Source organism: Synechococcus sp. GEYO, from assembly GCF_900473955.1.
GTDB lineage: Bacteria > Cyanobacteriota > Cyanobacteriia > PCC-6307 > Cyanobiaceae > Synechococcus_C.
The window spans coordinates 439,714-464,123 of the sequence record NZ_UCNL01000008.1 but is presented as its reverse complement, the minus strand read 5'-3'; the positions used below and the strand labels follow the sequence as shown (position 1 = coordinate 464,123).

General features: G+C 54.1%; 31 protein-coding genes, 1 tRNA gene and 2 pseudogenes. 21 read left to right on the top strand and 13 right to left on the bottom strand.

Annotated features, from left to right (window positions below; translation table 11 throughout):
• Positions 1–71: 71 nt before the first annotated feature.
• The 3 genes from DXY37_RS09725 to DXY37_RS09715 all read left to right on the top strand — a co-directional run bounded on the left by DXY37_RS09725 (position 72) and on the right by DXY37_RS09715 (position 1,931).
• A complete protein-coding gene (locus tag DXY37_RS09725) occupies positions 72–1,124 on the top strand; it encodes a fatty acid desaturase (RefSeq protein ID WP_115126408.1) in 1,053 nt (350 codons plus the stop codon).
• A 323-nt stretch (positions 1,125–1,447) separates the two neighbouring features.
• Positions 1,448–1,624, top strand: coding sequence for a hypothetical protein (locus tag DXY37_RS09720; RefSeq protein ID WP_170951842.1), 177 nt, complete (start codon positions 1,448–1,450; stop codon positions 1,622–1,624).
• Positions 1,625–1,661: 37 nt separating this feature from the next.
• Positions 1,662–1,931 (top strand): DUF1651 domain-containing protein, encoded by a 270-nt coding sequence (locus DXY37_RS09715; RefSeq protein WP_115126542.1) that lies wholly within the window; start codon positions 1,662–1,664, stop codon positions 1,929–1,931.
• 154 nt (positions 1,932–2,085) lie between these two features.
• Here DXY37_RS09715 and DXY37_RS09710 read toward each other — a convergent pair whose 3' ends face one another.
• The 3 genes from DXY37_RS09710 to DXY37_RS09705 form a co-directional block, all read right to left on the bottom strand.
• Entirely contained in the window at positions 2,086–2,634 is a 549-nt protein-coding gene (locus tag DXY37_RS09710) for a hypothetical protein (protein ID WP_115126406.1), read from the bottom strand.
• 68 nt (positions 2,635–2,702) lie between these two features.
• Positions 2,703–2,855 carry a hypothetical protein gene (locus DXY37_RS13360; RefSeq protein WP_170951841.1) on the bottom strand — a complete coding sequence of 51 codons (153 nt, stop codon included), beginning with the start codon at positions 2,853–2,855 and terminating at the stop codon, positions 2,703–2,705.
• 166 nt (positions 2,856–3,021) lie between these two features.
• A complete protein-coding gene (locus DXY37_RS09705) occupies positions 3,022–3,852 on the bottom strand; it encodes an alpha/beta fold hydrolase (RefSeq protein WP_244277031.1) in 831 nt (276 codons plus the stop codon).
• A gap of 360 nt (positions 3,853–4,212) precedes the next feature.
• Between DXY37_RS09705 and DXY37_RS13355 the strand changes: the two genes are divergently transcribed.
• The 5 genes from DXY37_RS13355 (at position 4,213) to DXY37_RS09680 (ending at position 6,022) form a co-directional block, all read left to right on the top strand.
• Positions 4,213–4,374, top strand: a complete 162-nt coding sequence (locus DXY37_RS13355) for a hypothetical protein (RefSeq protein ID WP_170951840.1) — start codon at positions 4,213–4,215, stop codon at positions 4,372–4,374.
• Positions 4,375–4,452: 78 nt separating this feature from the next.
• On the top strand, positions 4,453–4,905 hold the full coding sequence (locus DXY37_RS09695) for a hypothetical protein (RefSeq protein WP_115126404.1): 453 nt from the start codon (positions 4,453–4,455) through the stop codon (positions 4,903–4,905).
• A 267-nt stretch (positions 4,906–5,172) separates the two neighbouring features.
• Complete coding sequence (locus DXY37_RS09690) at positions 5,173–5,352, top strand: hypothetical protein (protein ID WP_115126403.1); 180 nt, start codon at positions 5,173–5,175, stop codon at positions 5,350–5,352.
• A gap of 143 nt (positions 5,353–5,495) precedes the next feature.
• On the top strand, positions 5,496–5,726 hold the full coding sequence (locus DXY37_RS09685) for a DUF1651 domain-containing protein (RefSeq protein WP_067096852.1): 231 nt from the start codon (positions 5,496–5,498) through the stop codon (positions 5,724–5,726).
• A 26-nt stretch (positions 5,727–5,752) separates the two neighbouring features.
• Positions 5,753–6,022, top strand: coding sequence for a hypothetical protein (locus tag DXY37_RS09680; RefSeq protein ID WP_115126402.1), 270 nt, complete (start codon positions 5,753–5,755; stop codon positions 6,020–6,022).
• Between the two features lie 63 nt (positions 6,023–6,085).
• Here DXY37_RS09680 and DXY37_RS09675 read toward each other — a convergent pair whose 3' ends face one another.
• Entirely contained in the window at positions 6,086–6,853 is a 768-nt protein-coding gene (locus DXY37_RS09675) for a sulfite exporter TauE/SafE family protein (protein ID WP_170951839.1), read from the bottom strand.
• 222 nt (positions 6,854–7,075) lie between these two features.
• Between DXY37_RS09675 and DXY37_RS09670 the strand changes: the two genes are divergently transcribed.
• Positions 7,076–7,372, top strand: coding sequence for a hypothetical protein (locus DXY37_RS09670; RefSeq protein ID WP_115126401.1), 297 nt, complete (start codon positions 7,076–7,078; stop codon positions 7,370–7,372).
• A 351-nt stretch (positions 7,373–7,723) separates the two neighbouring features.
• On the opposite strand, the gene DXY37_RS09665 is transcribed toward DXY37_RS09670, so the two are convergent.
• Positions 7,724–8,188, bottom strand: coding sequence for a DUF6717 family protein (locus DXY37_RS09665; protein ID WP_115126400.1), 465 nt, complete (start codon positions 8,186–8,188; stop codon positions 7,724–7,726).
• 148 nt (positions 8,189–8,336) lie between these two features.
• Here DXY37_RS09665 and DXY37_RS09660 point away from each other — a divergent pair, with 148 nt between their 5' ends.
• The 4 genes and pseudogenes from DXY37_RS09660 (at position 8,337) to DXY37_RS13350 (ending at position 10,074) form a co-directional block, all read left to right on the top strand.
• Positions 8,337–8,531 carry a hypothetical protein gene (locus DXY37_RS09660; RefSeq protein WP_244277029.1) on the top strand — a complete coding sequence of 65 codons (195 nt, stop codon included), beginning with the start codon at positions 8,337–8,339 and terminating at the stop codon, positions 8,529–8,531.
• Positions 8,532–8,685: 154 nt separating this feature from the next.
• Positions 8,686–8,832: pseudogene (locus DXY37_RS09655) on the top strand (DUF3104 domain-containing protein); the annotation flags it as partial.
• Between the two features lie 29 nt (positions 8,833–8,861).
• Positions 8,862–9,629 carry a hypothetical protein gene (locus DXY37_RS09650; protein WP_115126398.1) on the top strand — a complete coding sequence of 256 codons (768 nt, stop codon included), beginning with the start codon at positions 8,862–8,864 and terminating at the stop codon, positions 9,627–9,629.
• A gap of 127 nt (positions 9,630–9,756) precedes the next feature.
• Positions 9,757–10,074 carry a hypothetical protein gene (locus DXY37_RS13350; protein ID WP_115126397.1) on the top strand — a complete coding sequence of 106 codons (318 nt, stop codon included), beginning with the start codon at positions 9,757–9,759 and terminating at the stop codon, positions 10,072–10,074.
• A 378-nt stretch (positions 10,075–10,452) separates the two neighbouring features.
• Here DXY37_RS13350 and DXY37_RS13345 read toward each other — a convergent pair whose 3' ends face one another.
• From DXY37_RS13345 to DXY37_RS09640, 3 genes are all read right to left on the bottom strand, one after another.
• Positions 10,453–10,614 (bottom strand): hypothetical protein, encoded by a 162-nt coding sequence (locus tag DXY37_RS13345; RefSeq protein ID WP_170951838.1) that lies wholly within the window; start codon positions 10,612–10,614, stop codon positions 10,453–10,455.
• 8 nt (positions 10,615–10,622) lie between these two features.
• A complete protein-coding gene (locus DXY37_RS13690; RefSeq protein ID WP_256377375.1) occupies positions 10,623–10,757 on the bottom strand; it encodes a hypothetical protein in 135 nt (44 codons plus the stop codon).
• A 723-nt stretch (positions 10,758–11,480) separates the two neighbouring features.
• Entirely contained in the window at positions 11,481–11,684 is a 204-nt protein-coding gene (locus tag DXY37_RS09640; protein WP_115126396.1) for a hypothetical protein, read from the bottom strand.
• Between DXY37_RS09640 and DXY37_RS09635 the strand changes: the two genes are divergently transcribed.
• Positions 11,683–11,889: a hypothetical protein gene (locus tag DXY37_RS09635; protein WP_115126395.1), complete on the top strand. Its 207-nt coding sequence runs from the start codon at positions 11,683–11,685 to the stop codon at positions 11,887–11,889. The two genes, DXY37_RS09640 and DXY37_RS09635, sit on opposite strands and share 2 nt — an antisense overlap.
• A gap of 116 nt (positions 11,890–12,005) precedes the next feature.
• On the opposite strand, the gene DXY37_RS09630 is transcribed toward DXY37_RS09635, so the two are convergent.
• Positions 12,006–12,092, bottom strand: a tRNA-Ser gene (locus DXY37_RS09630).
• Between the two features lie 73 nt (positions 12,093–12,165).
• The gene (gene nrdJ / locus DXY37_RS09625) at positions 12,166–14,502 is read right to left on the bottom strand and encodes a ribonucleoside-triphosphate reductase, adenosylcobalamin-dependent (protein ID WP_115126394.1); all 2,337 of its coding nucleotides are present in this window, start codon (positions 14,500–14,502) and stop codon (positions 12,166–12,168) included.
• A gap of 137 nt (positions 14,503–14,639) precedes the next feature.
• Here nrdJ and DXY37_RS09620 point away from each other — a divergent pair, with 137 nt between their 5' ends.
• From DXY37_RS09620 to DXY37_RS09600, 5 genes are all read left to right on the top strand, one after another.
• Positions 14,640–16,868 (top strand): mechanosensitive ion channel family protein, encoded by a 2,229-nt coding sequence (locus DXY37_RS09620; protein WP_170951837.1) that lies wholly within the window; start codon positions 14,640–14,642, stop codon positions 16,866–16,868.
• Between the two features lie 26 nt (positions 16,869–16,894).
• Positions 16,895–17,578 (top strand): trans-aconitate 2-methyltransferase, encoded by a 684-nt coding sequence (locus tag DXY37_RS09615; protein ID WP_244277027.1) that lies wholly within the window; start codon positions 16,895–16,897, stop codon positions 17,576–17,578.
• On the top strand, positions 17,575–19,212 hold the full coding sequence (locus DXY37_RS09610; protein WP_115126393.1) for a peptide chain release factor 3: 1,638 nt from the start codon (positions 17,575–17,577) through the stop codon (positions 19,210–19,212). The genes DXY37_RS09615 and DXY37_RS09610 overlap by 4 nt, the downstream gene beginning before the upstream one ends.
• A 610-nt stretch (positions 19,213–19,822) precedes the next feature.
• Positions 19,823–20,044 (top strand): hypothetical protein, encoded by a 222-nt coding sequence (locus DXY37_RS09605; RefSeq protein WP_170951835.1) that lies wholly within the window; start codon positions 19,823–19,825, stop codon positions 20,042–20,044.
• Between the two features lie 75 nt (positions 20,045–20,119).
• On the top strand, positions 20,120–20,809 hold the full coding sequence (locus DXY37_RS09600; protein ID WP_115126392.1) for a CPP1-like family protein: 690 nt from the start codon (positions 20,120–20,122) through the stop codon (positions 20,807–20,809).
• On the opposite strand, the gene hslO is transcribed toward DXY37_RS09600, so the two are convergent.
• Positions 20,798–21,718 (bottom strand): Hsp33 family molecular chaperone HslO, encoded by a 921-nt coding sequence (hslO, locus tag DXY37_RS09595; RefSeq protein WP_115126391.1) that lies wholly within the window; start codon positions 21,716–21,718, stop codon positions 20,798–20,800. The two genes, DXY37_RS09600 and hslO, sit on opposite strands and share 12 nt — an antisense overlap.
• 21 nt (positions 21,719–21,739) lie before the next feature.
• Positions 21,740–22,372 (bottom strand): ABC transporter ATP-binding protein, encoded by a 633-nt coding sequence (locus DXY37_RS09590; protein WP_115126390.1) that lies wholly within the window; start codon positions 22,370–22,372, stop codon positions 21,740–21,742.
• A 92-nt stretch (positions 22,373–22,464) separates the two neighbouring features.
• Between DXY37_RS09590 and DXY37_RS09585 the strand changes: the two genes are divergently transcribed.
• The gene (locus DXY37_RS09585) at positions 22,465–22,914 is read left to right on the top strand and encodes a DUF3531 family protein (RefSeq protein WP_115126389.1); all 450 of its coding nucleotides are present in this window, start codon (positions 22,465–22,467) and stop codon (positions 22,912–22,914) included.
• 8 nt (positions 22,915–22,922) lie between these two features.
• Positions 22,923–23,672 (top strand): annotated as a pseudogene (locus DXY37_RS09580) (16S rRNA (uracil(1498)-N(3))-methyltransferase).
• A 239-nt stretch (positions 23,673–23,911) separates the two neighbouring features.
• On the opposite strand, the gene DXY37_RS09575 reads toward DXY37_RS09580, so the two are convergent.
• Positions 23,912–24,370 carry a hypothetical protein gene (locus tag DXY37_RS09575; protein ID WP_115126388.1) on the bottom strand — a complete coding sequence of 153 codons (459 nt, stop codon included), beginning with the start codon at positions 24,368–24,370 and terminating at the stop codon, positions 23,912–23,914.
• Between the last annotated feature and the right edge of the window lie 40 nt (positions 24,371–24,410).

Here is a 24,410-nt window from a genome sequence, read left to right as displayed (position 1 = left end):
TGAATAGTTCTGCGACCTGCGCCCCAAAAAAGAGACCTGTTCGACGAGTCGACTTTGATCTCAAGTCTTATATGGCTAGTGATGATCGCATCGCTACCTGGCAGATTGTTAATACTGTTGTTCCCTTGGCTCTATGTGCATTCGGATTATCTGCAGTCACAACATCGTTTGATTTGACATCGGTGGTGATGGCCCCATTTTTCTTTGTGCTCATCATTCTTTTGATGAGCCGAAGTTTTTCCTTGATGCATGACTGTGGTCATCAAAGCTTGTTTGGCTCTAAGCGAGTGAATCGTTTTGTTGCTTTTTTGCTCAGCATCATTCACGGGATCCCTCACCATCCGTGGTCGAGAGGCCATGCTTTTCACCATAAATACAATGGCAACTGGGATCGTTATAGAGGCCCTTCGGCTTTGACGACGCGGGTGCAATATGAAGCGAAGAAATCAGACGAAAAGGCTTTTTATCGGTTTTTGCGTCACCCATTGTTGTTGTTCCCTGGAGGCTTTTATTACCTCATTCTTAAGCCGAGGATTGCCCTTATTCTTGGTTTCTTTGAATGCTTTTTTGTAAGCCTAAGAAAGGTTGCTTTTGCGATCTCTAAAGGAAAAATTCCCAATATACGTTTGATCATTGATAAGCATCAATCAAGTTTTTTCTACACGCGAGGTGAGGTCTACGACACCATCGCAAACACCGCAATGCTTTTTGCTTGCTGGTTCTTCATTGGTCGTTCGATCGGTCACTGGCATTTCTGGCTCCTCTACGTATGTGTCATGAGTACGAGTGCCGCGTTGATGATTGCAGTGTTCTTTGTTCAGCATAATTTCCCAGGCTCTTATGCCAGTGATGAGAAGGATTGGAGTTATTTTAAAGGTGCTATCGAGGGATCTTCTTTTCTTCAGATGCCAGCAATTTTGAATTGGTTCACTGCAGATATTGCTTATCACCACATCCATCATCTTTCCGAAAGAATTCCTAACTATCGGCTCCGGGATTGTCACCATGCAAACCTTCATCTGCTTGACGACGTTCAGCCTCTTTATTTGCATCAAATCCCTTCGTGCTTTTCTCTCATCCTTTGGGACAACGTTAATTTGGAGCTTGTGCCTGCTGGGCTCTAAATATTGGTTAAAGACTTCTTTGATTGCTTGATTCAGGATGCTTTGACCTGGCCGTTCGTCATTTAGGAGTCCTTCCATTCCTCAAGAACGTGTGCTTGCTGTTATGTCGTGATAACGGTTGCTAGCAAGAAACAATGATTGTGCGATCTCTATCTGCTCCTTGGCTGAGCAGGCTCGTGTTGGTACTGGAGTGACTGCGTTGGATTGCTTCGGCGCCAATCAAGCGCCAGACCGGCTTGCGTCAGTGTTGATGAAGGGCCAGAACAGAAACAGTGGAACTGCAGCCCATGCCGTCAAACCCTGTCCAGAACTTGTCTGTTGACTTGACGACCAGAGTGATCGTTGTGATTGGTGTTTTGTCTGGTCTGAGCTGTCTGGCAGTTGTGGTCATCGGTGGCTTCATCACGGCAACGGCGGTCAAAGAGGGAATCAAGCAAGTGCCGGTGGAGGCCCCCATTCCGATGGAGGATTCCCAAGTTCCGCCACTTCCGCTGCAATGATCAGCTGCGGAGTTTTTGACTCTCGTCAGATTCAATGATGTCCAACGATCATCCTGACGCCTCTCAGTTCGACCAGCTGCCCCAAGCTGGGGCATGGCTTGTGAATTCTCAGGAAGGTCTGTTCATTCACCTCAAGCCAGACGCTTCGACAGAGCAGCCTCAGTTCGTTGTGCTGAGCACGTTTCGTTGGTCACCTGTTCTGGGTCAACCAGTCCGCCAGCAGCGGATGCTTCATTCCCTCGGTGTTGAGTTATGGAAGAACCTGCAGAACACCGGCTGGATGCCCTGTTCTCCCCCTCTTCGTTGACTTTGCGGAAAGAGGGAGTGTGACGTCTCCCTCTCCCCAACGCACATGAGCCGGCTGCTCGACTTGCCTCTCATGTCACTCTTCAAGGTATCAAAGCGAACACCTCTTTGCACGCTTGCAGGAGGCCTTGCGGCCTTGTCTGCCCAGCCACTTGTCAGCACTCAACGTGTTCGCTTTGGCGATAAGGGGTAATGAAGTTGTCGCGAACGGCATGAATCAAGGCTTCAGGTAGTTGAAGACCGCAGCCCTTGCTGTAACGCATCAGGCTTCCATCAAGCCATGGGGAAAGCGCGATGCACTGTGCCGCTGATAATGCCAAAGCCAGTTGGTATCTCTCCGGGTGTTTTTTGCCCGCATGAAACAACCTGCAGCCTTCATTGATCACGGCTCGAATCTCTGGGGCTCTGAGATCCACGGTTCCCTCAGAGCCAAGATGCATGATTCGATCGCGGATGGCCGCTCGAACCAGTACGAACGATGCCTTCGCCAATTCAGGCCCAAAGCAATCTTCGCTTTCTCGCTTCTCTCGGATCTGCAAAAGAGCATTCACAAGCTCTGCTGATTTGAAAACAGACAGCTTGTGCTTGTGTTCGCAGCTGAGCGTTTCAACTGTTGGGAGATACGAAGCCACAGCATCCAGAAACTCAGGAGACCTGTTCTGCAGTGGTTCCAGGGATCGCCACAACTCCTGACCCGATGCCATTAGCCGTGAATCTGACTTCTGAAAAGCTAGCGATTGGTGTCTGGTTCAAAAACAATGGTGCCTGTGGTTTAGCCAGCGAGCGAAAGCCCAATATTGACCAGAGCTAGGCCACCTAAAAAGAATGCCGCTAGCAGGGAGGATTCGGGGAAGAATTTGGCCAACGCCAGCCCTGCTCCCATGAAGGTGGATGAAACCAGAATCGCCGTGACATCAACGGGCATCTGAACGCGGCCTTGAGCAGTGCTTTTTAACAGATGACGGCTTTTCGTGAGGTCAACTGCGATTGATCCTGCAGATCACCTGTCTGCAGGCTCCAGTCACCTCTTAAGAGCCTCGGAGCTTTCGCTGCAGCTGACCATTGTTCTCGTTGGCACTTGGCGGGCCTGATTAGAGCGCTGCCAGCCATTCCCTAACGCTGTTGACGCACTCCTCTGTGGATTCATAAGGAAGAACGTTTCTGCCAGGGATGGTGCTGATCGAAGCGTTGGGCAATTGTTCTTTGTAGGTACTGAGCCGCTCGTTGAGATCATCCCAGTTCTTGGATGAACCAATGCCGGTGGCCTTGGTTCCAAAGATGATTTGCACCGGGATCTTCAATCCGGTCAGCAGCGGTTCCCAGTCACGTCGCCAGAATCCTGCCAGGAATGAATACACGGCCCAGCGGGTGTCCATCGCGCGTGATCCCTGATTGAGCATCTCAAGCCATTCCTGATCGACGGCTTCAGGTTGTGCGAACAAATTTTTTCTAGAGAAGGCGTCTAGAAATTTGCGCCGCCGCGCATATCGGTAAAACAAGTTGCCAATCAGTCCACCAAATAGCAATCGCCAGAGCCAACGTGCTCTCCTCTGGGGGAATTCCTGCTTGAGAACCAGCCAGGCTGGAGGGCTGATCGCCACTAAAGCGCTCACCATCTCTGGCGCCTTGGCTGCCACCGCGAGTGCTATTGGCAAAGAAGCTCCTTGGGAGACCAAGACAGCAGGTCCGTTGTTTCGCTCGCGAAGCAGATGGATGAGCGGCTCAGCCCACTCTTCAGGCGTGAGTGGCCGTGCTGGGCATGGTGCAGTTCCGCAACCGAGCAGATCGGGCGTCAGTAGCTCTGCTGTGTTGTTTCCGCTCTGCCAGCAAGCTCCGAATCGATCCCAGAACCGTGAAGACAAGCCAACGCCAATGGGGTGAATCAGGAGTAGCTGCTGTTCAGCTGATGTGGTGCCGGCCAACGTCTTGGGCGAAGCAAGTGTTCTTGATTGTGATGAACAGAATCACTCAGCGCGACGATGCTCTTGATCCAATGCACGTTGCTTTTGACCCAAGACAGGATGATCGCGTTCTGCCGGGATATCAGCTCGAGACCATCAGCTCAAAAACACTGGCGAGAGAACAACTTTCACTGGCTCATAGTCCCCACCAGTTCGGTTCAAAGACCCAGCCTTTCGGTGTCCATAGCCAACTTGACTGGGAACGCATGATTCTGAGTCGATGCATGCAGAGTGATTTGATAGCACTCTTTGACTGTTCTCTGCGCCGTTGCCACCTGAATGGTTGACGTCATTGAACGAACAAACAATTCTAAAATGTGAATGAATTCGACTGAATTGATGTCGGTGAATGAATTGTTGGCAGATACCTTGCTTCAATACATCGCACAACAACAACAACTTTTCAACTTCATTGAGTCTGTTGCAGTGATGGGTGATCTTGGCTCCTGTCCCCTGCTGAGCGATGTGTTTGGCGTGGGTTGATCGAGCCGGTTTTAATCTCTACAGCGAAGAATTAAAACCATGGCCAATCTGGATGAATGATGATTGCAGGTCAGTCGGATGACCGTCGCCCCCACCGATCTCAAAGAAGCTCATGTGAGGGTGTGGGCTCTTATCGAGTTTGGTCTTGAATCCAATTCCAGCTGGCGCGAGATGTTTGTGGACTACGGATTGCTTGCCACTGTTGGCTTCGATCAGCCGTTTGACGAGGACGACGACAAGGTCAGCGAGCTAGCAGAACAGCTTGACCTGTCTGCGGAGGTGGTTCTTGGTGAGCTTTGTTTTTTCATCCGTCAGAACTGTCTATGGACCACTGACGAGCTTGTTGCTGATATGGATCGTGCGATCAATGTTCTTGTCGAACATGGCAGCCATGAGCAGATCGTCGACGGTCTGCTCGACTTTTCTCCCTATGCGAAACGCCCTGAAGTGTTACGAGCATTGCGTTTAAGCGCTGCTAAGCGAGATGACGCTGCGGCTTTTCAATCAGCGTTCTCAAAATTCGACCAATAACTGTGTTGGTGGTGCTGCGTGGCATTTGATCGCGGAACCTGATGAAGTAACAAATGAACTGGAATTTGTTTTCAGGCGTTAGCTACAGAAAGTGCAGGAGCTCTTGCCCTGTTAGAGGTGACTTGGACTCGAGCTCAGGCGGTTTGGCCAGTACCAGGCTGGATCGTCCTGCCTGGAGTTAGGTCTTGGTGTTTCGACCTGGTCGATCACTTTTGAGACGAATCCTCCGGTGATGCAGCTTGGTTCAGAACAACTGTGATTCTTTCTATGGCGAAGGACCAGATTCAAATCAACATTCCTGCTTCTGACTTCTCCAGGCTGAGGTCTGCTCTTTGCAGGGTTGGTTGCGGCAACACTCCTGATGCCGAAGAAGCAGCTTTGCTGCATGAGTTGATGAAAATCCTCGAAAGTGCCCAGGATCAACTTCTTGGAGGCTCACTCCCCTAAGACAGCTTCGATGGCTCAGCTGCTTACTGACTGTCCTCTTCCCAACGATCGGGTGAGGATGACTCCTTGTATTTATTTGTACTTGGCTGGGCATCAGGGGGTACGGGTCTCTATCGATAAGAGCAAGACCTCAGCAAGTGACGATGTCTGACGCCTGGCTGGAAGACCCCAAGACCCATTGGGCGATGAGGTTCCATCAGCAATCAAAAACACTTGATGGAGATGTGCAGGTCGTCGTGGAAAACGGCAGACCCATGCCTCATAGCCAGCCAGCTCTGATCAAGTCACGCATCCATATGGCTTATGAGGATGCAGTGTCTCTCTACCAAGAGTTGCAGCAGATTGGCTGGATGCATTGCCCAGCCTTTTGGTAAGGCTCCGTGGCAGCCATCCTGAACTCATGACGACTGATCCCATCTCCGCGGTTTTAGAAGGAGTTTTGCTCGGAGCAGAGGATCTGCAAGGCACCCATCCATGGAAGGCCACGACGGAGCAAATCATCAGCGCTTGTATGCGTCTCGTTGAGGACTACGGCATCAAGGTGCCGGGGAGGGGGAGAGATTGCAGCAATTCACGATTCCATCTCGGAGGCGACGACGAATTTCGGTATTCGCACCAGAAAGACGATGCGGGCAATCCAGCTGTTTTGGTTTTGTTGGCGGAGGGCTAAGGCTCTGTCATACGTCGCACTCAGGGCAGCAGCCAATCTTGTCTTGATCTGTGAGTGATCAGCTCACAGGCTCCGGATCAGGAGAGACAAGCCCATCAGTAGAGCGAGGCATTCGAAAGCAAGCTTGACAACTCGGCTTCCTTTTTTGAGTGAGAGGTGAGCACCGAGATATCCCCCGATCAGAGATCCTGCGATCAAGGCCGGTACCCAGTCCCAGCGGATCTCACCACTGAACCCGAGCACAAGAGCACCGGTGCCATTCCAGGCCAGACCCACCAGGATCAGTGTGTGGGCAACGGCTCTTGGATAACTCAGGCCGAACCAGCGAACCAGCCACAGTGTGACGAACAGGCCCGAGCCAGAGGTGAGTGAGCCGTTGAGCACTCCGATGACGAAAATCACAGCAGTGCCGATGAGCTTTTGCTGTCGGTTGTGGTTCACCAGCCTGTCGGTCTGTCCCAGTTCAGGCTTGCGGGTGGAGTACAGCCCGAGGGACAGGGTGAGCAGCCCAAGTGCTGCTGTGGCGATGCGATCCGGTAAAGCCATCACGCTGCTGGCGCCGATCCACACTCCCGGCACACCTGCGAGCAGAACTAACAGGCTGATGTGGGGATCAAGGCTGCTCGCCCGCCAGTGGCGACCGGCGGCACCAACGCCGAGGGCCACGCTGGCCAGTTTGTGGGTGGCGAGAGCCGAAGCGAAGGGAAGCCCCAGCAGGATGAGGCCTGGTAGCTGCACCAGGCCTGCACCGCCACCGGCAAAGGCTGAAAGGCCATTGGCCACAACCGCAATTGCAGCGAGTGCCAGCTGCAGCAGCAGCTCACTGACCATGGGACGACATCGATTCAGACATCCGTGTCATCAGTGTCCTCCTGCAAGACAAGCTCTCCTGCCGCTGGCACGAATGCCCTGTCCGCACAGCTCTGTTGGATGTCTGAGGGGTGAATCACTTGTCCTGTGCAACTTATTCATGTTCCTGGATAGGTATCTCTATGGCGGCGGTGATTGTGAAATAGCACTTGCAGGTCAGGGACGGGTGACTGGGGCTTGTGGATGGGGCGAGTCATCCATCTCTACGGAGTTGTCTTTTCACCAATTCTGCTCTACTTGCTAGAACTGCTGGTGAGACTCGTTTCTTTGAGCATGAGCGATTACTGGGCAAACCGCATGACTGTTCCCGTTGTGCGTGCCAAAGAGTTCGCCGAGCTATCCGCTTGTTATCAGGAAGCTCTGAAGGACCGTGGTGCTTTGGATTGCACCTATAAGCTTTGGTCAGAGATGACTGCTGCCGAGAAAGCCAAAGTTGCCAAGAGATTGCCTAGTACAGCTAATAATTGGTATGTCAATTGATTGGACGGTTATAACCTTTTGGTTTTAATCAAATAAGGTCGGCTGATTCTGTCTTCCTTGATGGTCTTTTTCTGGCAAATCGTTAGCCAAGAGAAGTCTGTTGCTGCAACATGGATTTGCAATTCAGCTTCCAAACGGAACTAGGTTGTCCGTATTAATCGCTTCTGCTATGCGGCTGATTTCCGGCACTGCTAGTTGAAGAATGTGACTTTATTTTTTAAAAAAAACTGTTATTCGGGTGCACTGATTGGAAGCCCTCGAGATCTAGTGAAGATGAGATCACGATTGTTTGTTGGCCAGACAGTTCAAGGAAAGTTCCTTTTGTCAGTTAGTTGTTGCTGTTTGCCTAACTCATGATGTGAGTTCGCAGTGGATATACATCAGCTCAGGTGCTGGGTCCCAGCACAGCTTGAGCCATGGGCAGAGCCAAGCTTGCTTTCCAGTGACTTCGTCTAACCAGTAAGTGGATCCTGGGTTTTTAGAGTCTTCTCTTAGCTTGGTGAAGGTGGTTGTTTGTTCTTCTAATGGCACGCGACTGACAGTGACTTCCATCGTGGAAAAGCGATCAGGCTTCACTTCAGATATTGATCGATAGATATCGTCCATGATCTGCTCAGTGCCGCCCACGAGCAATTCGTTGTGTGTCTTGTACTCGGGCATAGAGAACTGCCACATGCCGTCATCACGACGTTCCATATTGAAGGACCACTTGTCTTGATCTGGTGCTGAAGCATTGACAAGTGCACGCTCTTCATCAGTCAGCTGCCAGTAACTACAATTATTTTCGAGCAGGGCTGTGTTTTCTTTGATTGACATTCAGTTAATTGAATGAGGTCTTGCTGAAAGCAGCATAGGTATTAATTGCGACAATCATTGAATATCTTGGTTTATGCATTTGATCCCAAAATAAAACCAATGGTTTGTTGATAGAGGTTCAGTGTCGCTGGAGACTTTGGGTAACTCCATGGCTCGATCCATGAAAAGCCACAAGCGCTATACAGTCAGACATCGCGAGACCAGTAGTCGAAGGATTGAAAGCTGCTATTACGCAGGTGACGCTTTCGAAGCCCGTGTTCTGGCTATGGAGGTGGTTCCCTTTATCAAGGCTCACCCCAACTCCATTGAAGAGATCCGCTGCGAGGAGCCAAAGCAGGGTTAGATCGACTCCAAGCCATCCGACAATGAAATACTTCCATGTCCAGAGCCTGGCGGTATTGAGTTGCCAACCAATGCAACATTGCGCCTGTCATCGCAATGCCTCAGCCGGTCCACACTCCATGCAGGATTCCGATAGTTAGGCCCGAAAACCAGACAAAGATTGGTGGATGGGAGAGGTGATCCACTGCGGCGCTGTCCTTGATCCAAAGACCCACAACTTGTGCCATATCGCCGATGTGGATTCAGGCGTGATCCGCTGGGTCAATGCCGACCTGGTGATGCACATCCTTCCTTCGATCTGAGAGGAGTGTGACCAACCTCACAGCACTGGTTGAGATGGGTCATCAAGTCAGCTGTTGAATCCGGTGATGGTGTGTCCATCGAGAGGGAACAACCCTCCACCGCTTTTAGACCCATGCCTGCTTACGGCGCGATGCACTTCAGCTTCTCCGCTCAACCCGAAAAGGAGAGCTTTCACACACCCTTTGGCACCTCCAGATTCAAAGAGAGCTTTGGCAGCTTTGAACCTCGCGAAGTGAAGTCCGTTGAGATTGGAGAGCCACCTGAACCAGAAATTGGCGGTCTCAAAGGTGAGTTTCAAGCAGATGAGCTGACTGGTGAAGGTCGTCCAACGAAAATCTGGACAAACGGTGGTGCCAGCACCTTTGAAGACATACACGTTGGTGATTACGACGCCAACGATGCGGTGTTCAGCATGAGGGAGAACGTCGACTGGACTGCAGCTAATGGTGGTCCTGGTTCGAGTTACCTGGCAGCAAAGACCGTCAGCCAGAGCAATGCTTATGTCGGTGAAAACGATGGTGTTCTGAACTGGCTCGTCGATGGCGATATGAAGCTCGGCGATATCAGGGGCGAATTACAAACAACTGACCTCAGAAGCGATAACAGGTTTGTAATCGAACGCTTCGAACCAGCCGCTGGGATGGACAGCTTCGGGGAATCACTCAACCCTGTTCTTGAACTCGGCGGCGACTCTGGTCCTGGTGCTGCGACCTTCATGACAGGCAGCATTGGCTGTCAGACCATGCCGCCCGACAGCATCAGCGGCAATGCTGGTCCTGGTGCCCAGAGCTTCTGAGCCACGACGTTTCAACGCAATGCCCGGCTCTCACGAGTGGGGTTTTTTAGTGGTGATGCTCTGGGTCAATGCAGACCTTGTCACCCATGTGATTCAGGACTGCTGAAGACGTTGCCATCCTTCGCGTATGAACAGAACAGGCGGAAGGGTCTGGAACAAGACCTGGAGAATTCTTTCCACACTGCTGATCGCGTTGTTGATCCCGCCAGGCATGGGCTTATGGGCTCTTGTTTATGGAGGTTTCCAAGAAGGGCTCAGGGCGTGGGTCTGGGATCTGAGCTACTGGCTTCCCCCATGGGTTTTTCCAATGTGGGCAACCACAGCTCTCTATTGGTTAGTTGCCTTCCTCTGGTTCGGGCTGCCTTGGGTAGTAATTGTCCTGCTCCTGATCAAGATCTGGAGGAATGCGAGGTGGAAACCTCGGATCACTGAAAGCAAGAACTAAATGTCTATGACGTTGGGGAGAGGTGGAGACCTCTCTCTTTTTATTTGCCCCTTAGATCCGCTCAGCTAATGCGGAAGCCGGTGACGCCCAGGCTCCAGGGCAATGAAAAAGCCCTGCGCTCGGCAGGGCTGCTGAAGACAGGTAGATCGACTTATGTTCCCTGGGATACACAGAAGCTAGAAATGGCCCAAGGCCAGAGGCTTCCGGGAGCGGCCTCAAGGCCACAGGGTCCCCGCCGGGGCCCTTCTTAATGGCAGAAATGCGGAAAACGAATTGCCGCCCACGTTGAGCAGGCGTCAATTTTTACCGTCTACGGGTCACCCGATCGTGACGGGTGGCATTGATGAGGGTTGGGGAGAGGTGGAGACCTCTCCCTTTTTATTTGCCGCCGGCCTCGTCAGCTCGCTTTTTAACGGACGGAATCACCAAATCGCTTGAGCGAGTGCAGTGATCGATGGTCCGCATTTGTCGTTTGGGGATGGGGGCGTAAGGCTGACGCTTGGTTTTGGGTTCGGTGGTCTGAGGGGTGGGTTCGGTCATGGGTTGAATCAGAGAAATGGATTTATGGACTCAGCAGTGCTGGTGCCCTCCACCTTCTGGATGTTGCGCTCCAGCTGCTTGACTTTCTTCTCGGATTTGCTGGTGTTGACGTCGAGAAGAATGTCAGCGTTGAAAGAAGCCACCGTGCCAGCCCTGGGTGTTATCAACTTCAGTCTAATTCGCGCTCAATTTGTACTACAAATCTATGATGGTTAAGCTATCTGTTCTCGTCAGCAGAACAATCTAATAGCTTCATCAGGGCGGGTATTTGGCTTGATTGGAGCCCATCCCATTTTGTCATTCCATATTTCTTGTTTGCTGCATTTGAGGGAGTGACTTGTAGCGTAAGGCTTTTGCGAAGGACCACTCTGGCGACCTGTGCTACTGGATTCGACGCTAATACGATCTCCCGTTTTTCTTACAAGCCTTGTCCATGAATCTCTGCATCTATTGCGACTATATGGTCCGACATATATCCAGCCAGAGCCCAGCGGTTTAATCTTTGGCATGCGTGAGAAAAGAGCCTTGCAGCCAGCGTGCCAAGACGTTTGTCTTGTAACCCATGCTCGGTAGGCATCGCGCCACGCTGTAGAACCACTTGGATACTTTCTGTAAGTCATATCTCCTCCCTGCTTATAAATTTCGCCAACTCTGGCGCGCTACAAGTTACCGGAGTGGCGGGTGGAAATCTAAATTCGCGTTGCTGAGCAGCAGCGCCTTGTGGCACTGCAAAATGAATAGAAGAAAGTGCCAAAGATGTGCACAATCCGAGAGCAATGGGCTTGCTATTAACCAAAGGTGCGACCTGAATCTCTATTCATTTAGGCATCCCCTTGGCTTGACACGCATCCCCTAACCGGGGGAATTCACCACACCTTGAAGTTGGTTTGGCCAGGGGTGCCGGAGTAGCGCTGGTCTGCGGTGGCCATCAGCAGATAACGGCAGGCGTCGAGGCAATGGTCGGCGTTGAGCACAAGATCGTCTTGCTTGCTTGTGTCGTGCTGGGCCAGGGGTGCGGTGGCCCAAAACGCCTCGCATCGTTCGGTGGCGTAGAGCCCTGGCCAATCCATGCGAATCGGCTTTGAGAGACAGAGGCACCCGCTGCTGTTGCGGAGGTTTGCCTGGCGTTTTCGATGGAAGCGTGGACAGCAAGGCCAAGCCCTGGCCTCGGCGGTTGATCGAGACACCCGCACGCTGAGCTTTCAGACCCTGGTTGATCAGGGCCAGCTGCTGCTCGAAAGCGTCAGCGCGGGATGGCATAAATCCATGGCATAAATCTTTCGCTTTTATGCCAGATCCTTCGCGAAAAAACCAGTGCCCTCTGCCGAAACCACCCCCGCAGGGCTGAGCCTAGACACTAAAAAACCCAGTCAGAGACTGGGCTTCTGAAACGGAGAGGGTCGGATTCGAACCGACGGTGAACTTGCGCCCACGCTGGTTTTCAAGACCAGAGCCATAAACCACTCGACCACCTCTCCTCACTGCGTGACATCAGCGACATCCGCCCAGGCAGTTTAAAGGAGTCACCTCCGGATGACTCCTTTCTTTGCTTCAGTTGTTGGGCTTGGCCAGAGGCAAGAGGCACTTGTCTGAATCGCAACCGGCGGGGCCGGCTTCGCTGATCTCACCCATGTCATATCGCTGCAGCGCCTCGAAGAAATCAGAGCTCACGCGTCGTTGGATGACCTCGGTTTGCATCCGTTCGTACGTTGCGGCATCGATTGGTTCGAATGGCAGGCGGGGGAATGTGGCGTTGGCGTCGAAACGGGCCAGCAAGGCCGCTGAGATGTAGCCCTCTCCACGTTCGATGGTGCCGTGCAGTGCATCGGTGAGAGCTTCGATTTCATGCTCACGGAACTCGATTGTTGCCGAGGTGTTGTGAGCGGTGTAGTGGGTCTGAACCTGCATGTAGAAATCGAACTGGGCCATGGCCGAGAAGGCGTTGATGTCTACTGCATCCGCGCCGGGCAGATTCGCCCAACTCACTTCGGTGGGAATTTCCACCAGCCATTCGGTGCAACGGGGATCGAACGGATCATCCAGCAGTCGACCTTGCTCATCTTTGTCGGACTGAGATGGCACCACGGTGTAGCCGTAGTCCATGCAAGCCATGGCCACCGGGTCGTTCTTGCCGAAGGTGATGCGGCGGATGAAGCGCTGAGCCTTGGGGGGGTGCCAGCCAGGGGCAGCACCGGTGAGCAGGCTTTTGGTGCCGGCGGGTTGCACTGTTGTGCAGCGGTTAGGACGACGCAGTCCATGACGGTCGCAGTATTCCCAAACCGCTTCATTCACGGTTGTCTTCCAGCGACTGAGGTACTCCGCTTCCTGGCGTTTGAAGTCCTGGCCCTCCTCGGTGTCTGGGCGACCGGCTTCCCACCATTTCAGCCAGGGCGTTCCGAAGGCGTGCACAAAGAAATCGAACAGGCCCGTGAAACTCACGCCAACGATCGGATCCCAGGCGCGGCTTTGGCGATAGCGTTCCACTTCGAATTGATGGTTCAGTAGGCAAGCCACTGACAAGGCACCAGCTCTGAAGGCGTCGCGTTGACCCTCGTCATCGCTGGGGTCGATCTGGTTGAGATGAACTTCTGCCAGGTTGCAGTGGAAGTCGGCACCGAGAATCTCCCCACAGGGATTGAGCCCGTAGCGTCCGAGTCGATGCTCGAGTTCGTCATCTGCAATTGGGCCGTGATTCAGATTCAGCCAGCGACCAGCCTCTTCTTTGCCTTGATCGCAATAAATGTCGATGAATTCACGACGCAGTTCAGGTGTAGAGAGAAGATCAGCATTGGAGCGAGCAATCGCTTCAGGCGCGAACTGGATCGCTCCCTCACCGCTGTGGAACTGGCGGGTCACCGCTTCTAACAGCACTTCACGGCTGGGGCGGGTGTGATAAACCCTGGTGTGATTAGCCATGCGCAGGGCATCACGCTCGGGATCAATACGCCAGTTGCCATCTGCATCCTGCTGCCAGAGGTTGTCTTTAGCGCCGGCCGCGCTGGTGTCGTTGTACGCGAACTGACGCATGCCCGCGCTGCGACGGATGTTGCCGGCCACGATGGTGACGGCAGCCTCATCAATCAGCAGGCAGCATTCAACCGAGGTCAGCCTGCGCCCAACGGCTTTGCCCAGAAGACGGGCGACACGTCCGTAGAGATCCTTGAGTTTGACCGGATTGGCCATGCCCCCGAAGCCCTTGAGGGTTTCGCCAACAGGTCGAACGTCGGAAAGATCAACATCAACTTTGATGGTGCGTCCTGCAAAACGCTCATCACTGCTGAGGTTGAGCAGCAATTGATAGCTGTCGACCCAGCCCCGACGGGTGTCGCCAACACGGATCGAGACGGTGTCACCATCGATGGTGTGGCTGGTGGAGTCTTGGCGCTCGCCGGCTGGAGTGACGCCGATGTCGGTGACCTTGACCACTTCAATCGGATTGGTGACCACCGGCAGGCGGTCGATCAGGTGCGGTTCGATGATGGCGCCTGTACCGCAGCCCATCATCGCCAGGTCCATCATCAGACCGAAGGCTTCCCAATCCACCAAGTTGGTGGAGGTGCAGTTGTAAGAACCGGAAAAATTTTCTTGGCGTTCGATCCAGGGGGTGCCGCCGATCCAGAGCCAACGACCAGAAGGCAAAGCTTTTTGATTGGCCTGCATCCGGGCCAACAGCGACACTTCTTCATCGGTTAGCTGGCCGAGCTTCTGTAAACCGCCGAGATTTCGCGATCCAACTTCGCTCCAACTCTCTCTTCCGGAACTGCTGCGTCGGCTGTATGTCCGATAGAAAACGGGGTTGGCGGCAGGAGCTGTGGCGGGGAAGTTGCCGTTGCTGGACAGAGTTTCAGTGATGTCCTGGGTGTCACTGCGGCTTGGAGACAGGGTCACGTTGTCGGGCGGGTCAGTTCCGGCACACTAACGCCAGCAATGGGGGTGGCAACCGGTTGGTGGCACTATCCGCAGTGTCGCTGGTCAAGAGGGTGCAGAGACTGCCACCATTTCGATCAGTCATCGTCAGCAGGTAGATGGTTTGTGCTCAGCGCCTGGTGGGGCGATTGTTCACGCGAGTATTGACCCGACCGTTCACGCGTGCGCTGAGATTTCTGCTGGTTGGTCTGGTGGCATTGGCCTTGAGCATTGCCCCACCTCTGCTGAATGTGAAAGCCACTGAGGCTTTTCAGCAGCAACCCATGACCTCTAAGGGTTTAATTCCGATTGAAGATCAGCCGTTTTATCCGCTGCTGCTGAAGTCTTCCGAAACCTGGAGTGATGTCGTACTTGATCAGGTGGTGGGCGACAGCCCTCGAACCACCTTGCTGAACTTTTATTCCGTGATGGCGGATGTTGGTCTAAGGGCCGATCGTCTTGGTCAGAGATCTTCCGCCAAGGAACAGTCACGTCAGGAACAGATTGACGACACAAATTTGTTGTTCGCTCTGGCTGTTAAGGCACTGGATTCCAGCTCAATTCCCAAGAGCGTTCGCGATGACATGGCCGATGAGGCAGCGATTCAGCTCAAGCATGTGCTCGATTATGTGTTCACTCACAGCCGGCAGTTGATTGAAGTCCCCGATGTGGAGGGGATGAAAGAGCTCAATGACCGACGTTCAACGCCGACAAATTCATGGCGCATTCCTGGAACGGCAGTCACGCTCACCTCGGATCTTGATGATGATCCGGAAAATGAAAGTTTTTATTTCTCTGCGTCAACCGTGTCATCGATCCGCTCGATGTATGACGAGATCAGAACTATCCCAGAGATTCAACAACCTTTCGCCACCCCACGTTTCTACTCAGATTTCATCCACACTCCCGGCTATCTGGTACCACCAGATTGGTATCTGGCTCTTCCAAAGAGCTGGCGTGGCTTGTTCGAATGGCCAATCGGTGATCAGACGCTTTTTCAGGTTTTTTGCGCAGCACTCTTGATCGGTGTGTACGGGTTCATCTATCTGCGCTTGCTGCGGATGTTGTTCAACACTTACAAATCTGGCACTCATCGAGTCGAGAATGATCGCTTGATTTTTCAACTCGATTCTTTGGCCTGGAAGCGGGTTTTGATTGTTCTGCCCGCGCTGCCTCTCACTTATGCCACTGAACAGCTGATCGATAACTTTCTCAATTTCACGGGATTTCCACTCGTGGTGGCCATCTATTCCTTTTATGTGATCTGGTATTTCTCGGCCAGTGTTCTCGTCTTCTTTTTATTCGAAGCGGTTGGTCGAAGCAGTTCCGAGTTCCTCGCACGGGTTCGTGGTGGTGAGTCTCCGATTCGATTGCGCAGGATCACCAGTCTGGTGATGCCAATCAGTCGCGTCGTCGGCGCATTGGTTTCGGTCGTGCTGATTTATCGGCTGCTGCTCCTGCTGGGTCTCCCTTCCAGCACCGTGCTGGCCTTTTCAGCCGTACCAGGTCTCGCTATCGGTCTCGGAGCTTCCAAGCTGCTCGGCAATCTGTTTGCTGGTTTGTCGATCCAAACCGATCGTCCTCTGCGGGTTGGTGAATTCTGCGAAGTCGGAGGCAATCTCGGCTTCGTGACCAAGATCGGTCTGCGTTCAATGGAACTGCAAACGCTGGAAAGCCGCGTCACGATCCCCAATTCCGTTGCGGATGAAGCCACGATCGTGAATTATTCAAGACGCGGTGTCAGCTGGGAGCGTCAGCCGGTGCAAGGGCTTGAGTTGCGCTTGCCGATTCGTGACCCTCTCTCACCGTTTCAGCTGGATGAGCTGATGCGTCAGGCCAGGCGCATGGTTGCCGCACCTGAAACGCTGCAGTTGGAGGTGGAACTGTATGAACCTGTGGTGAGTCTCGAATCATTGGAAGACGGCACGAATCAACTGATTGTGTTTGTGATGGTTGAACTTCACGGTTGGACAGCATTTTTGAAAGTGCGTGAAACGCTGCTGGTGGCCCTTGAGGAGTTGCTGGAACGCGTTTCACTCAGTGAGCTTGTGGTGGGTGTTGCCTACAGCACAACTCCTCAACAGTTGGAACGTATTCCGGAGCTGATGCGATCAGTGGTGGCAGAAGATTCTCAGCTTGATTTCGAGGCCTGTCGGCTCGTGCGCATTTCAGCGTTCAGCTACGACCATGAATTGGAGATCCGTTCATGCCACGCCATGCATGACGACTTTGAAAACAGTTTGCACCGCCTCAATCGCAGGATCCTTGAGGTGCTCTCGCAGCATCGCATCGAGATCCCCTTCCCCACACAGACCTTGGAGCTGCATTCCTCTGAATCAAGTCAATGATTCTGCGCATTCCAGAACCTGAAGTGATGAACGACCCGCTGCAGGTGGATGCCTACGCAGCAGCAGATTTCAGTGGAACGGACCAGGCGATGGTCGAGCGAATTGCCACGTTGCTTCACTCATCTGGCGCATCGTTCAAGCCTCAAGCACGTTTGCTGGATCTCGGATGCGGACCAGGAAATATCACGGCTCGTCTCGCCCAGAGATGGCCGAAGTGTTCAGTGCTCGGACTCGATGCGGCTGACCGGATGATTGCTGTGGCGGATGATCGCCGTCGTGCAGCCGGTCTGTCGCGCGAGCGCCTTCGCTATGAGCAGGCTCTGCTGCCGATTCACCAGGCGGATCAACCAGCGGATCTGATTGTCAGCAATAGCTTGCTGCATCACCTCCACGACCCTCATCAGCTTTGGTCGTCATTGATCCCACTGGCAGCGCCTCACTGCCTGGTGCTGCATCGCGACCTTCGCCGCCCAGACAGCGAGGCAAGCATTGATCGACTTTGTCAGTGCCATGTCGCTGACGCTCCGTTGGTGCTGCAACGGGATTACAGGGCATCGCTGCATGCGTCCTTCTCGTTGGAGGAGGTCAAAGCGCAGTTGCTGCATGCTGGTCTGCAGCATCTGCAGGTGGTTGCCGTTGAAGATCGCTACCTGGAGGTGAGTGGCTGGATCACGGGCTGTCAGGCTGGATCTGGTCAACGCACACCATGAGCACCGATTCAGCACTTCAGGACGGACGTGAGCTGCTGGATGCGGTGGCGCGACGGCGCAATTTTGCGATTATTTCTCACCCTGATGCGGGTAAAACCACGCTGACCGAGAAATTGCTGCTGTACGGGGGAGCGATTCAGCAGGCTGGTGCGGTGAAAGCCCGTGGTGAGCAGCGCAAGGTCACGTCCGATTGGATGGAGCTTGAGAAGCAACGAGGTATTTCGATCACCTCCACTGTTCTTCAGTTCGATTACACGGGTAACACCATCAATCTGCTGGATACGCCCGGCCACCAGGATTTCTCGGAAGACACCTACCGGACCTTGGCAGCAGCGGATAACGCCGTGATGCTTGAAGATGCGGCCAAGGGACTTGAGCCGCAGACCCGCAAGCTGTTTGAGGTTTGCCGCATGCGGGAAATTCCTATCTTCACTTTCATCAACAAGATGGACCGACCGGGTCGGGAACCTCTGGCACTCCTCGATGAAATTGAATCGGAGCTGGAACTCACCCCTTGGGCCGTGAACTGGCCGATCGGCAGTGGCGAGCAGTTCCGTGGAGTGATTGATCGTCGTTCCCACGAAGTAATTCTGTTCAGTCGTGCTGAACGTGGACGCCAATCGGAAGAACGTCATCTCTCTTTGGATGACCCTGATCTCAAAGACCTTGTGGAACCCGAGCTGCTGGAGCAGGCGGTTGAGGAGATGGAGCTGCTCGAAGCGGCAGGGGCTGAACTTGATCTCGAGCTGGTGCATGCCGGCGAGCTGACGCCGGTGTTTTTTGGTTCGGCGATGACCAATTTCGGCGTGCGTCCCTTCCTGAATGCGTTTCTGGAGATGGCTCAGAAGCCTGTGGCGCGTCAGGGGCAAGACGGTCCAGTCGATCCGTTGCGGCCTGACTTCAGTGGTTTCGTGTTCAAACTGCAGGCCAACATGGATCCTCGTCACAGAGACCGGGTCGCTTTTGTCCGTGTCTGCAGCGGGCGTTTTGAAAAAGACATGACAGTCCGTCATGCCCGCACGGGCAAGGCCATTCGCTTGTCACGCCCACAGAAACTGTTTGGACAAGATCGTGCGGTTGTGGAGGATGCGTTCCCAGGTGACGTGATTGGACTGAACAATCCCGGGATGTTCTCAATCGGCGACACGCTCTACACCGGAACCAAGGTGGAGTACGAGGGAATTCCCTGTTTCAGTCCAGAGATCTTCAGCTGGCTGCGTAATCCCAACCCCTCAGCATTCAAGAATTTCCGTAAGGGGGTCAATGAATTGCGTGAAGAGGGAGCTGTGCAGATCCTCTATGACAATGACGAAAGTAAAAGGGATCCAATCCTTGCTGCCGTCGGTCAGCTGCAACTTGAGGTTGTACAGCATCGTCTTCAGAACGAATACGGTGTCGAAACTCGCTTGGAGCCTCTGGGCTATCAAGTGGCTCGTTGGGTCACTGGTGGCTGGTCTTCCCTGGAGAAAGTCGGTCGGATTTTTAATTGCAAAACCGTGAGGGATGCATGGAATCGACCGGTTCTGTTATTCAAAAACGACTGGAATCTCAATCAGCTTCATGAAGAACATCCCGATCTTGAGCTCAATGCTGTGGCTCCTGTCGTAAGTGGAGTTGAGCCGATCAGTCTCTGATCACAGAACTCGCTGATTGACCAGCTGAGGAAAAGCCCTCTCAAGCAGGAAGAGCTTTTTTGTTGTTTTTTAAATCTGGAAAGCTGTTCAGCCGATCACTCGTCGCCTTCTTCATTCGTTGAGCCAACAGGAATCAAGCGAATGGCTTTGCGAGCGAGCTTGATTTCACCATTCAGCATCAATAAACCTTGTCTATGTTTATTGATCCATGACATGCATTGGCTCGTCAACGATTTAATCCCGATTTCATCTGTACGAGCCTGAGTTGGAGGCGTGTTGCTTTGAAATGCACCTCTGAAGTCAATGGTTTTTCTGGAGGATGAAAATTGCAAAAATCCTATTCAAAAAACTCTTGATCAATATTGAAGAACTGCCTTAATCAATGTGTAGGTCTTGGTCGCCGGCTCCTCCAACCCTGTTCTCTGCAAAATCTGCGTTGGTCTGCTCGAAGCTGTTCGCAAGCTAGTTCAGAGTTGTCTTCAGATCTGATTGGAGCCGTTGTTGGCTTCAATCCCAATCCTTGTTGAAATGTTGAGATTCACTCACGACCGATTTTCAGTCACGGGCAAGCAAATTAATCGCCAGAATGTTGCCTCTGAAGCGGTCTGCTGTGAACACCCTCTGGCTGCTCCGTCCTTGTGATGACGGCGGTACTGATTACGTCTGTTTTCGTGATCATCGCGATCACGTTGAGGTGCTGGAGGGATATCACCAGCCTCCCCAAATGCCCCTGATCAAGCACCGTCAGGTCTTGCTCAATGCTGATGTGCCCCGTTTTCGGCACCGTTTCGAGCGCCAGCAAGGATTTCGCCACGGTCCACCTCTGTTCTGAGTCGCTTCCGAATTCAAGGTTTGTGCTCGCTTGAGCGAGTCTCTCGATAATCTCTAAGGAGATTTCTGTATATCAATGGCTGCAGGGCTGGAACCAGGCTCGGATTCGGATCCAAAAGATCCTTATTCCATGCTCGGCGTCACTCCTGGCGCCGGATTTGACGACGTTCAAAAAGCAAGAGATCGGGTCGTCGCCTCTTGCGGTGATGATGCAGTTGCCCGCGCTCGTGTTGAGGCTGCTTACGACGCAGTCCTGATGGAGCGTCTACGAGATCGACAGTCTGGCCGTCTCAGTTCGGCCGCCGCCTCTGCTTCACAAGTGGAACGCCAACAGGTGTCTGCAGGAGTGCCCAGTAGTGGCAATGGTCCTGCCGCTTTGCTCACCCGTTTACGCGGCATGTCATTGCCGGCGCCGTCACTGAGTGGTGCCGGTTTTATGCCCGATCTGCAATTGGTTCAAGGTCAGGGTCTTGTGGTGCGCTCCATCGCAGGAGCTTTGGCCTTACTGCTTTTGCTGCTGGCTCCCCAAACGGTCGACCTGCTTCTGCCCCTGTCAACCATTGCGGTGTTCATCAGTCAGGTCAAGCGAGGCCGTCGGCCCTTGGGCTCCCTTGGCTGGACCCTCCTGCTTCTGGTTGTTGGCCTGGCTCTGGGTGCATTGCTCAGTGCTGTCACTGTTCAGGCGGGTCTGCCACTGGGTGTGGAGCAATGGCAGGCGCTGCCCACCCTGCTGTTGTTGCTTGCCGGAGCTCTGTTATTCGCCTGATTCGATCATTCCCTCAAGCAGGCTTTGCAGCTCTGATTCATTGAATCGATAAACCTCGCTGCAGAAATGACAGGTGAGCTCTGCGCCCTTGTCGTCTTCCAGCATGGACTGCAATTCTTCTCTGCCTAGCAACACGAGTGCGCCCAAGCTTCTTCTACGGCTGCAGGGACAATGGAACTGCACCGGCTGCGTCGGTTCGCTGCTTGGGATGGGCTGAGGATCAAGATCTGGGAAAACCTCCCTAAGCAGCTGTTCCGGATGGTCACCGCAGCGGTGCAGCTTCTGGCTGAAATGCTCAATCTCGCGGCACCTCTCCTCGAGTAGAGCCACCAGAGCTGGCTCTTCTGCGGCCTTCGGCAGCACCTGAACCAGCAAGCCTCCGCTGCTCTGCAATCCTTCGCTGTTGATCGTTTCGCCCACGAACACCGCAGAGGGTGTCTGTTCGGAATGGAGCAGATAGGAAGCGACATCCTCCCCGATGCCTCCGCTCACCAGCTCTACTGTGCTGCTGAAGGGTTCGCCTTTGCCGTCGTCCCTCACCACATGCAGATACCCCGTTCCTGCAGCTGAGGTGAAGTCGAAACTGGCTTGTCCTGCTGAATCGCTGATCGGGTCCAGTTCAAGCGAAGGGTTGCCGACAAAACCACGCACGCTTCCGTCACGGCCGGCATCCACTGTCAAGCCCTTGAGAGGGCCATCTGATCCCAGTCGCAGGTTGACGCGACCATGCCGAACTTTCATGGAGCTGGCCAGCAGTAGACCCGCACCCATGGCTCTGCCGAGCATCACGGTGGTGAGGTACGAGAGTCCGTGACGTGATTGGGCGGTACGAGTGGTTTCGCCGGTGGTCACCGCCACAAGCCTTATTCCCCCACCTGCTGCGGTGGCACGGACCAGCCGATCAGCCATGGCTCTACAACAATCCAGGCGTCATGGTGACAGAGCATGCAGTCGGCCATTGCGCAGGCGCAGGTGCTCACAGCTCCAGCCCTGGAATAGTTCCGGCTCGTGGGTCACCACGATCAGCAAACGCTCCTGGCTCAGCCGGTCAAGCAGTTCGAGCACTTCGGCACGCACTGACCAATCGAGTCCTGCTGTGGGCTCATCGAGCAGCAGCACATCCGGCTTGCGTAGCAGCTGCACCGCCAAAGCCAGACGCCGCTGCTGTCCGCCGCTGAGTCGCTCCGGAGCCTGACGCCCATCCACGCTGCTGAGTCCGACCTTTCGCAGCGCCGCAATCATCTCTTCGCTGCTTAGCCGCCTGTGGCCCAGCTTCAGTTCCTGGTTGACGCTCAAGCCCAGAAAGTGTCGCTCCGGAAATTGAAACACCACTCCGCAAAGCCAGCGTCGTTGGCGCTGATTGAGTGGCTGCCCCTTCCAGCTGATGCTGCCGGTGTCAGCACCGGCCATTCCACTGATCACCTCCAGCAGGCTGGTCTTTCCACTGCCGCTGTCGCCGGATATCAGCAGTGGGCGCCCCGGATCGGCCTTCAGCTGGATGCTGTTCAAGACCAAGTGTTCTGCCGTTGCAGGTTTGTAGTTGATATTTGTGAGTTCCAGCATTCCGATCGAATGCCCCGGTCTGGGCTGCCTTGGCTCCCCAGCATGGTCGATGGCTCCGTCGCCGGCGATGATGACGGGGTCAGCGGTGGGTCATGCGCGTTCGCTTCCGAGAGGTTGATCCCTTCAATTGCTGGGTCTGGTTGCGATTCAGCGAGATTCCCAGTCAGGGAGAACGGAATTATGTGGATGGCATCTTTGACAGTTGGTATGTGCTGGGACGTCTTGGCGGGTTCAATGCAGAGAGCCTGCAGGTTCACGAAGAAGGCGATGAGCTCAGCTGGATGAGCTACGAAACCGAGGAGGCAACGGGGGTGATGCCGGCTCTGATGCACAACATGGGCCAGATGGAGTACCAGCAGGACTGGGCCCGTTGCTGGATTGATCTGGGCACCAGTGATGGGATTGCCCTCGATGTTCTGATCAATGCCCTGCGTCAACTTGATTCTGATGTGGTGCAGCTCGAAGAACTGTTGATCGGTGGGGTGAATGACGACTGGCCGGTGGAAGACCATCCCGACAGTGTGTTCCCCGGCATAGGTTGAGCGTTGACGTGGCGGAACGACGTCGCCTGCTGATCGCCTCCCGCAGGTTGCAGTCTGCGGATGACCATCGTCGCTTTGTGCTTGAGGATCATGAATCGCGCTACCTGCGCAAGGTTCTGCGGCTGAAGCAAGGTGCTCAGGTGGATGTCATCGATGGCCGGGGCAACCTGTGGGTGGCTCGTCTTTTGAACGGTCATCAACTTGAGTTGTGCTCAGGGATCGAGGCGCCTAGTCAGACTGTGATCTCCCCAAGGCCGAAACTGGGTCTTGCCATTGCGTTGATCCGTCGAGGAATGGATGACGTGATGCGGATGGCTTGTGAGTTGGGTGTGGATCGGTTGCAGCCGCTGGCTTGTCAATACTCCGTTCCTCAGGCTGAGCATCGTCCGGAGCGTTGGGGCTCGATCCTGCAGGAAGCCGTTGAACAGTGCGAGCGGCTCTGGGCTCCTGAACTGCCTGAACTGTGTCCCTCCGCAGAGTGGTGGAACACACCGGGGCCGCACGACCTGCGCTTGATTGCGGTGGCTCGCGAGCTGGAGAGTCCTCGATTGTCTTAATGGCTTGCGACTCAGGCCTCAGTGGATCGATCCATCTGGCTGTCGATCGGACCCGAGGGGGGGTGGAGCGAGCAGGAACTGGCTGCAGCACAAGCAGCAGGCTGGATCTTTGTGTCTCTGGGTGACACCATCCTGCGCAGTTCCACCGCTGCTGTGGCTGGGATCAGCAGCCTCAGTAACTGGCGCACGCTCAGGTGCTGAGGCTCCGGCGCTTACAGGCATCCATGCAAGGTCTCCCTGTCACTCCCATGCTCTGCATCAGCGTGATCTGCACAGAGAAGGGGCTTTGCAGCGCTCTCTCAGACCAGATTCTGAGCAAGTTGCATGTTGCTCAGGGCAGAAGGTGCGTCACGCGTGTGATCCTCCACTGAAGCATCAATGGAATGACGCATCAATGGATCAGATCAGGATTGTGCCTGATTAGGCCTGCCCCAGATCGTTTAGCTCTTGAACAGCTCGCTGGCCATGCTGCGGAAGCCTGCCAGGTTGTTGCCTGGACGACGCTTGCCGGGACGAATCGAGTTGCCAGGTTGGAGAGCATCTGGGGCAAAGGTGGTCAACTGAATCTCCGGTTTGGCGGCTTCTGCGGCGGCTAGCTCTGCGGCGAGGGCCTCTGCAGTGGTCAGAGATGGCTTGGCTTTCGGAGCGTCTTCACTGCTCTTTGCAGTGGTATCGGGATTGCTTGCAGCTTGGCTTTCAGCAACTACGGCCACAGGAGCAGGAGCTGGATCAACAGCAGGGGCAGGGACAGCCTCTTCGACTGGAGCTGGGGCTGCTTCTGGCTGGGATGGCTCAGCAGCGTTCTCGACTTTCTCCGGCTTGGGTTCAGACTTGGTCTCTGCCGCCTGCGGTTCCTGCTCTCCCAGCTCAAGGAAGAAACCCTTTCTGTTCAGCACCATGCCTGAGCGGGGAAATCGTCAAGCTGATTATCCGTGCCGA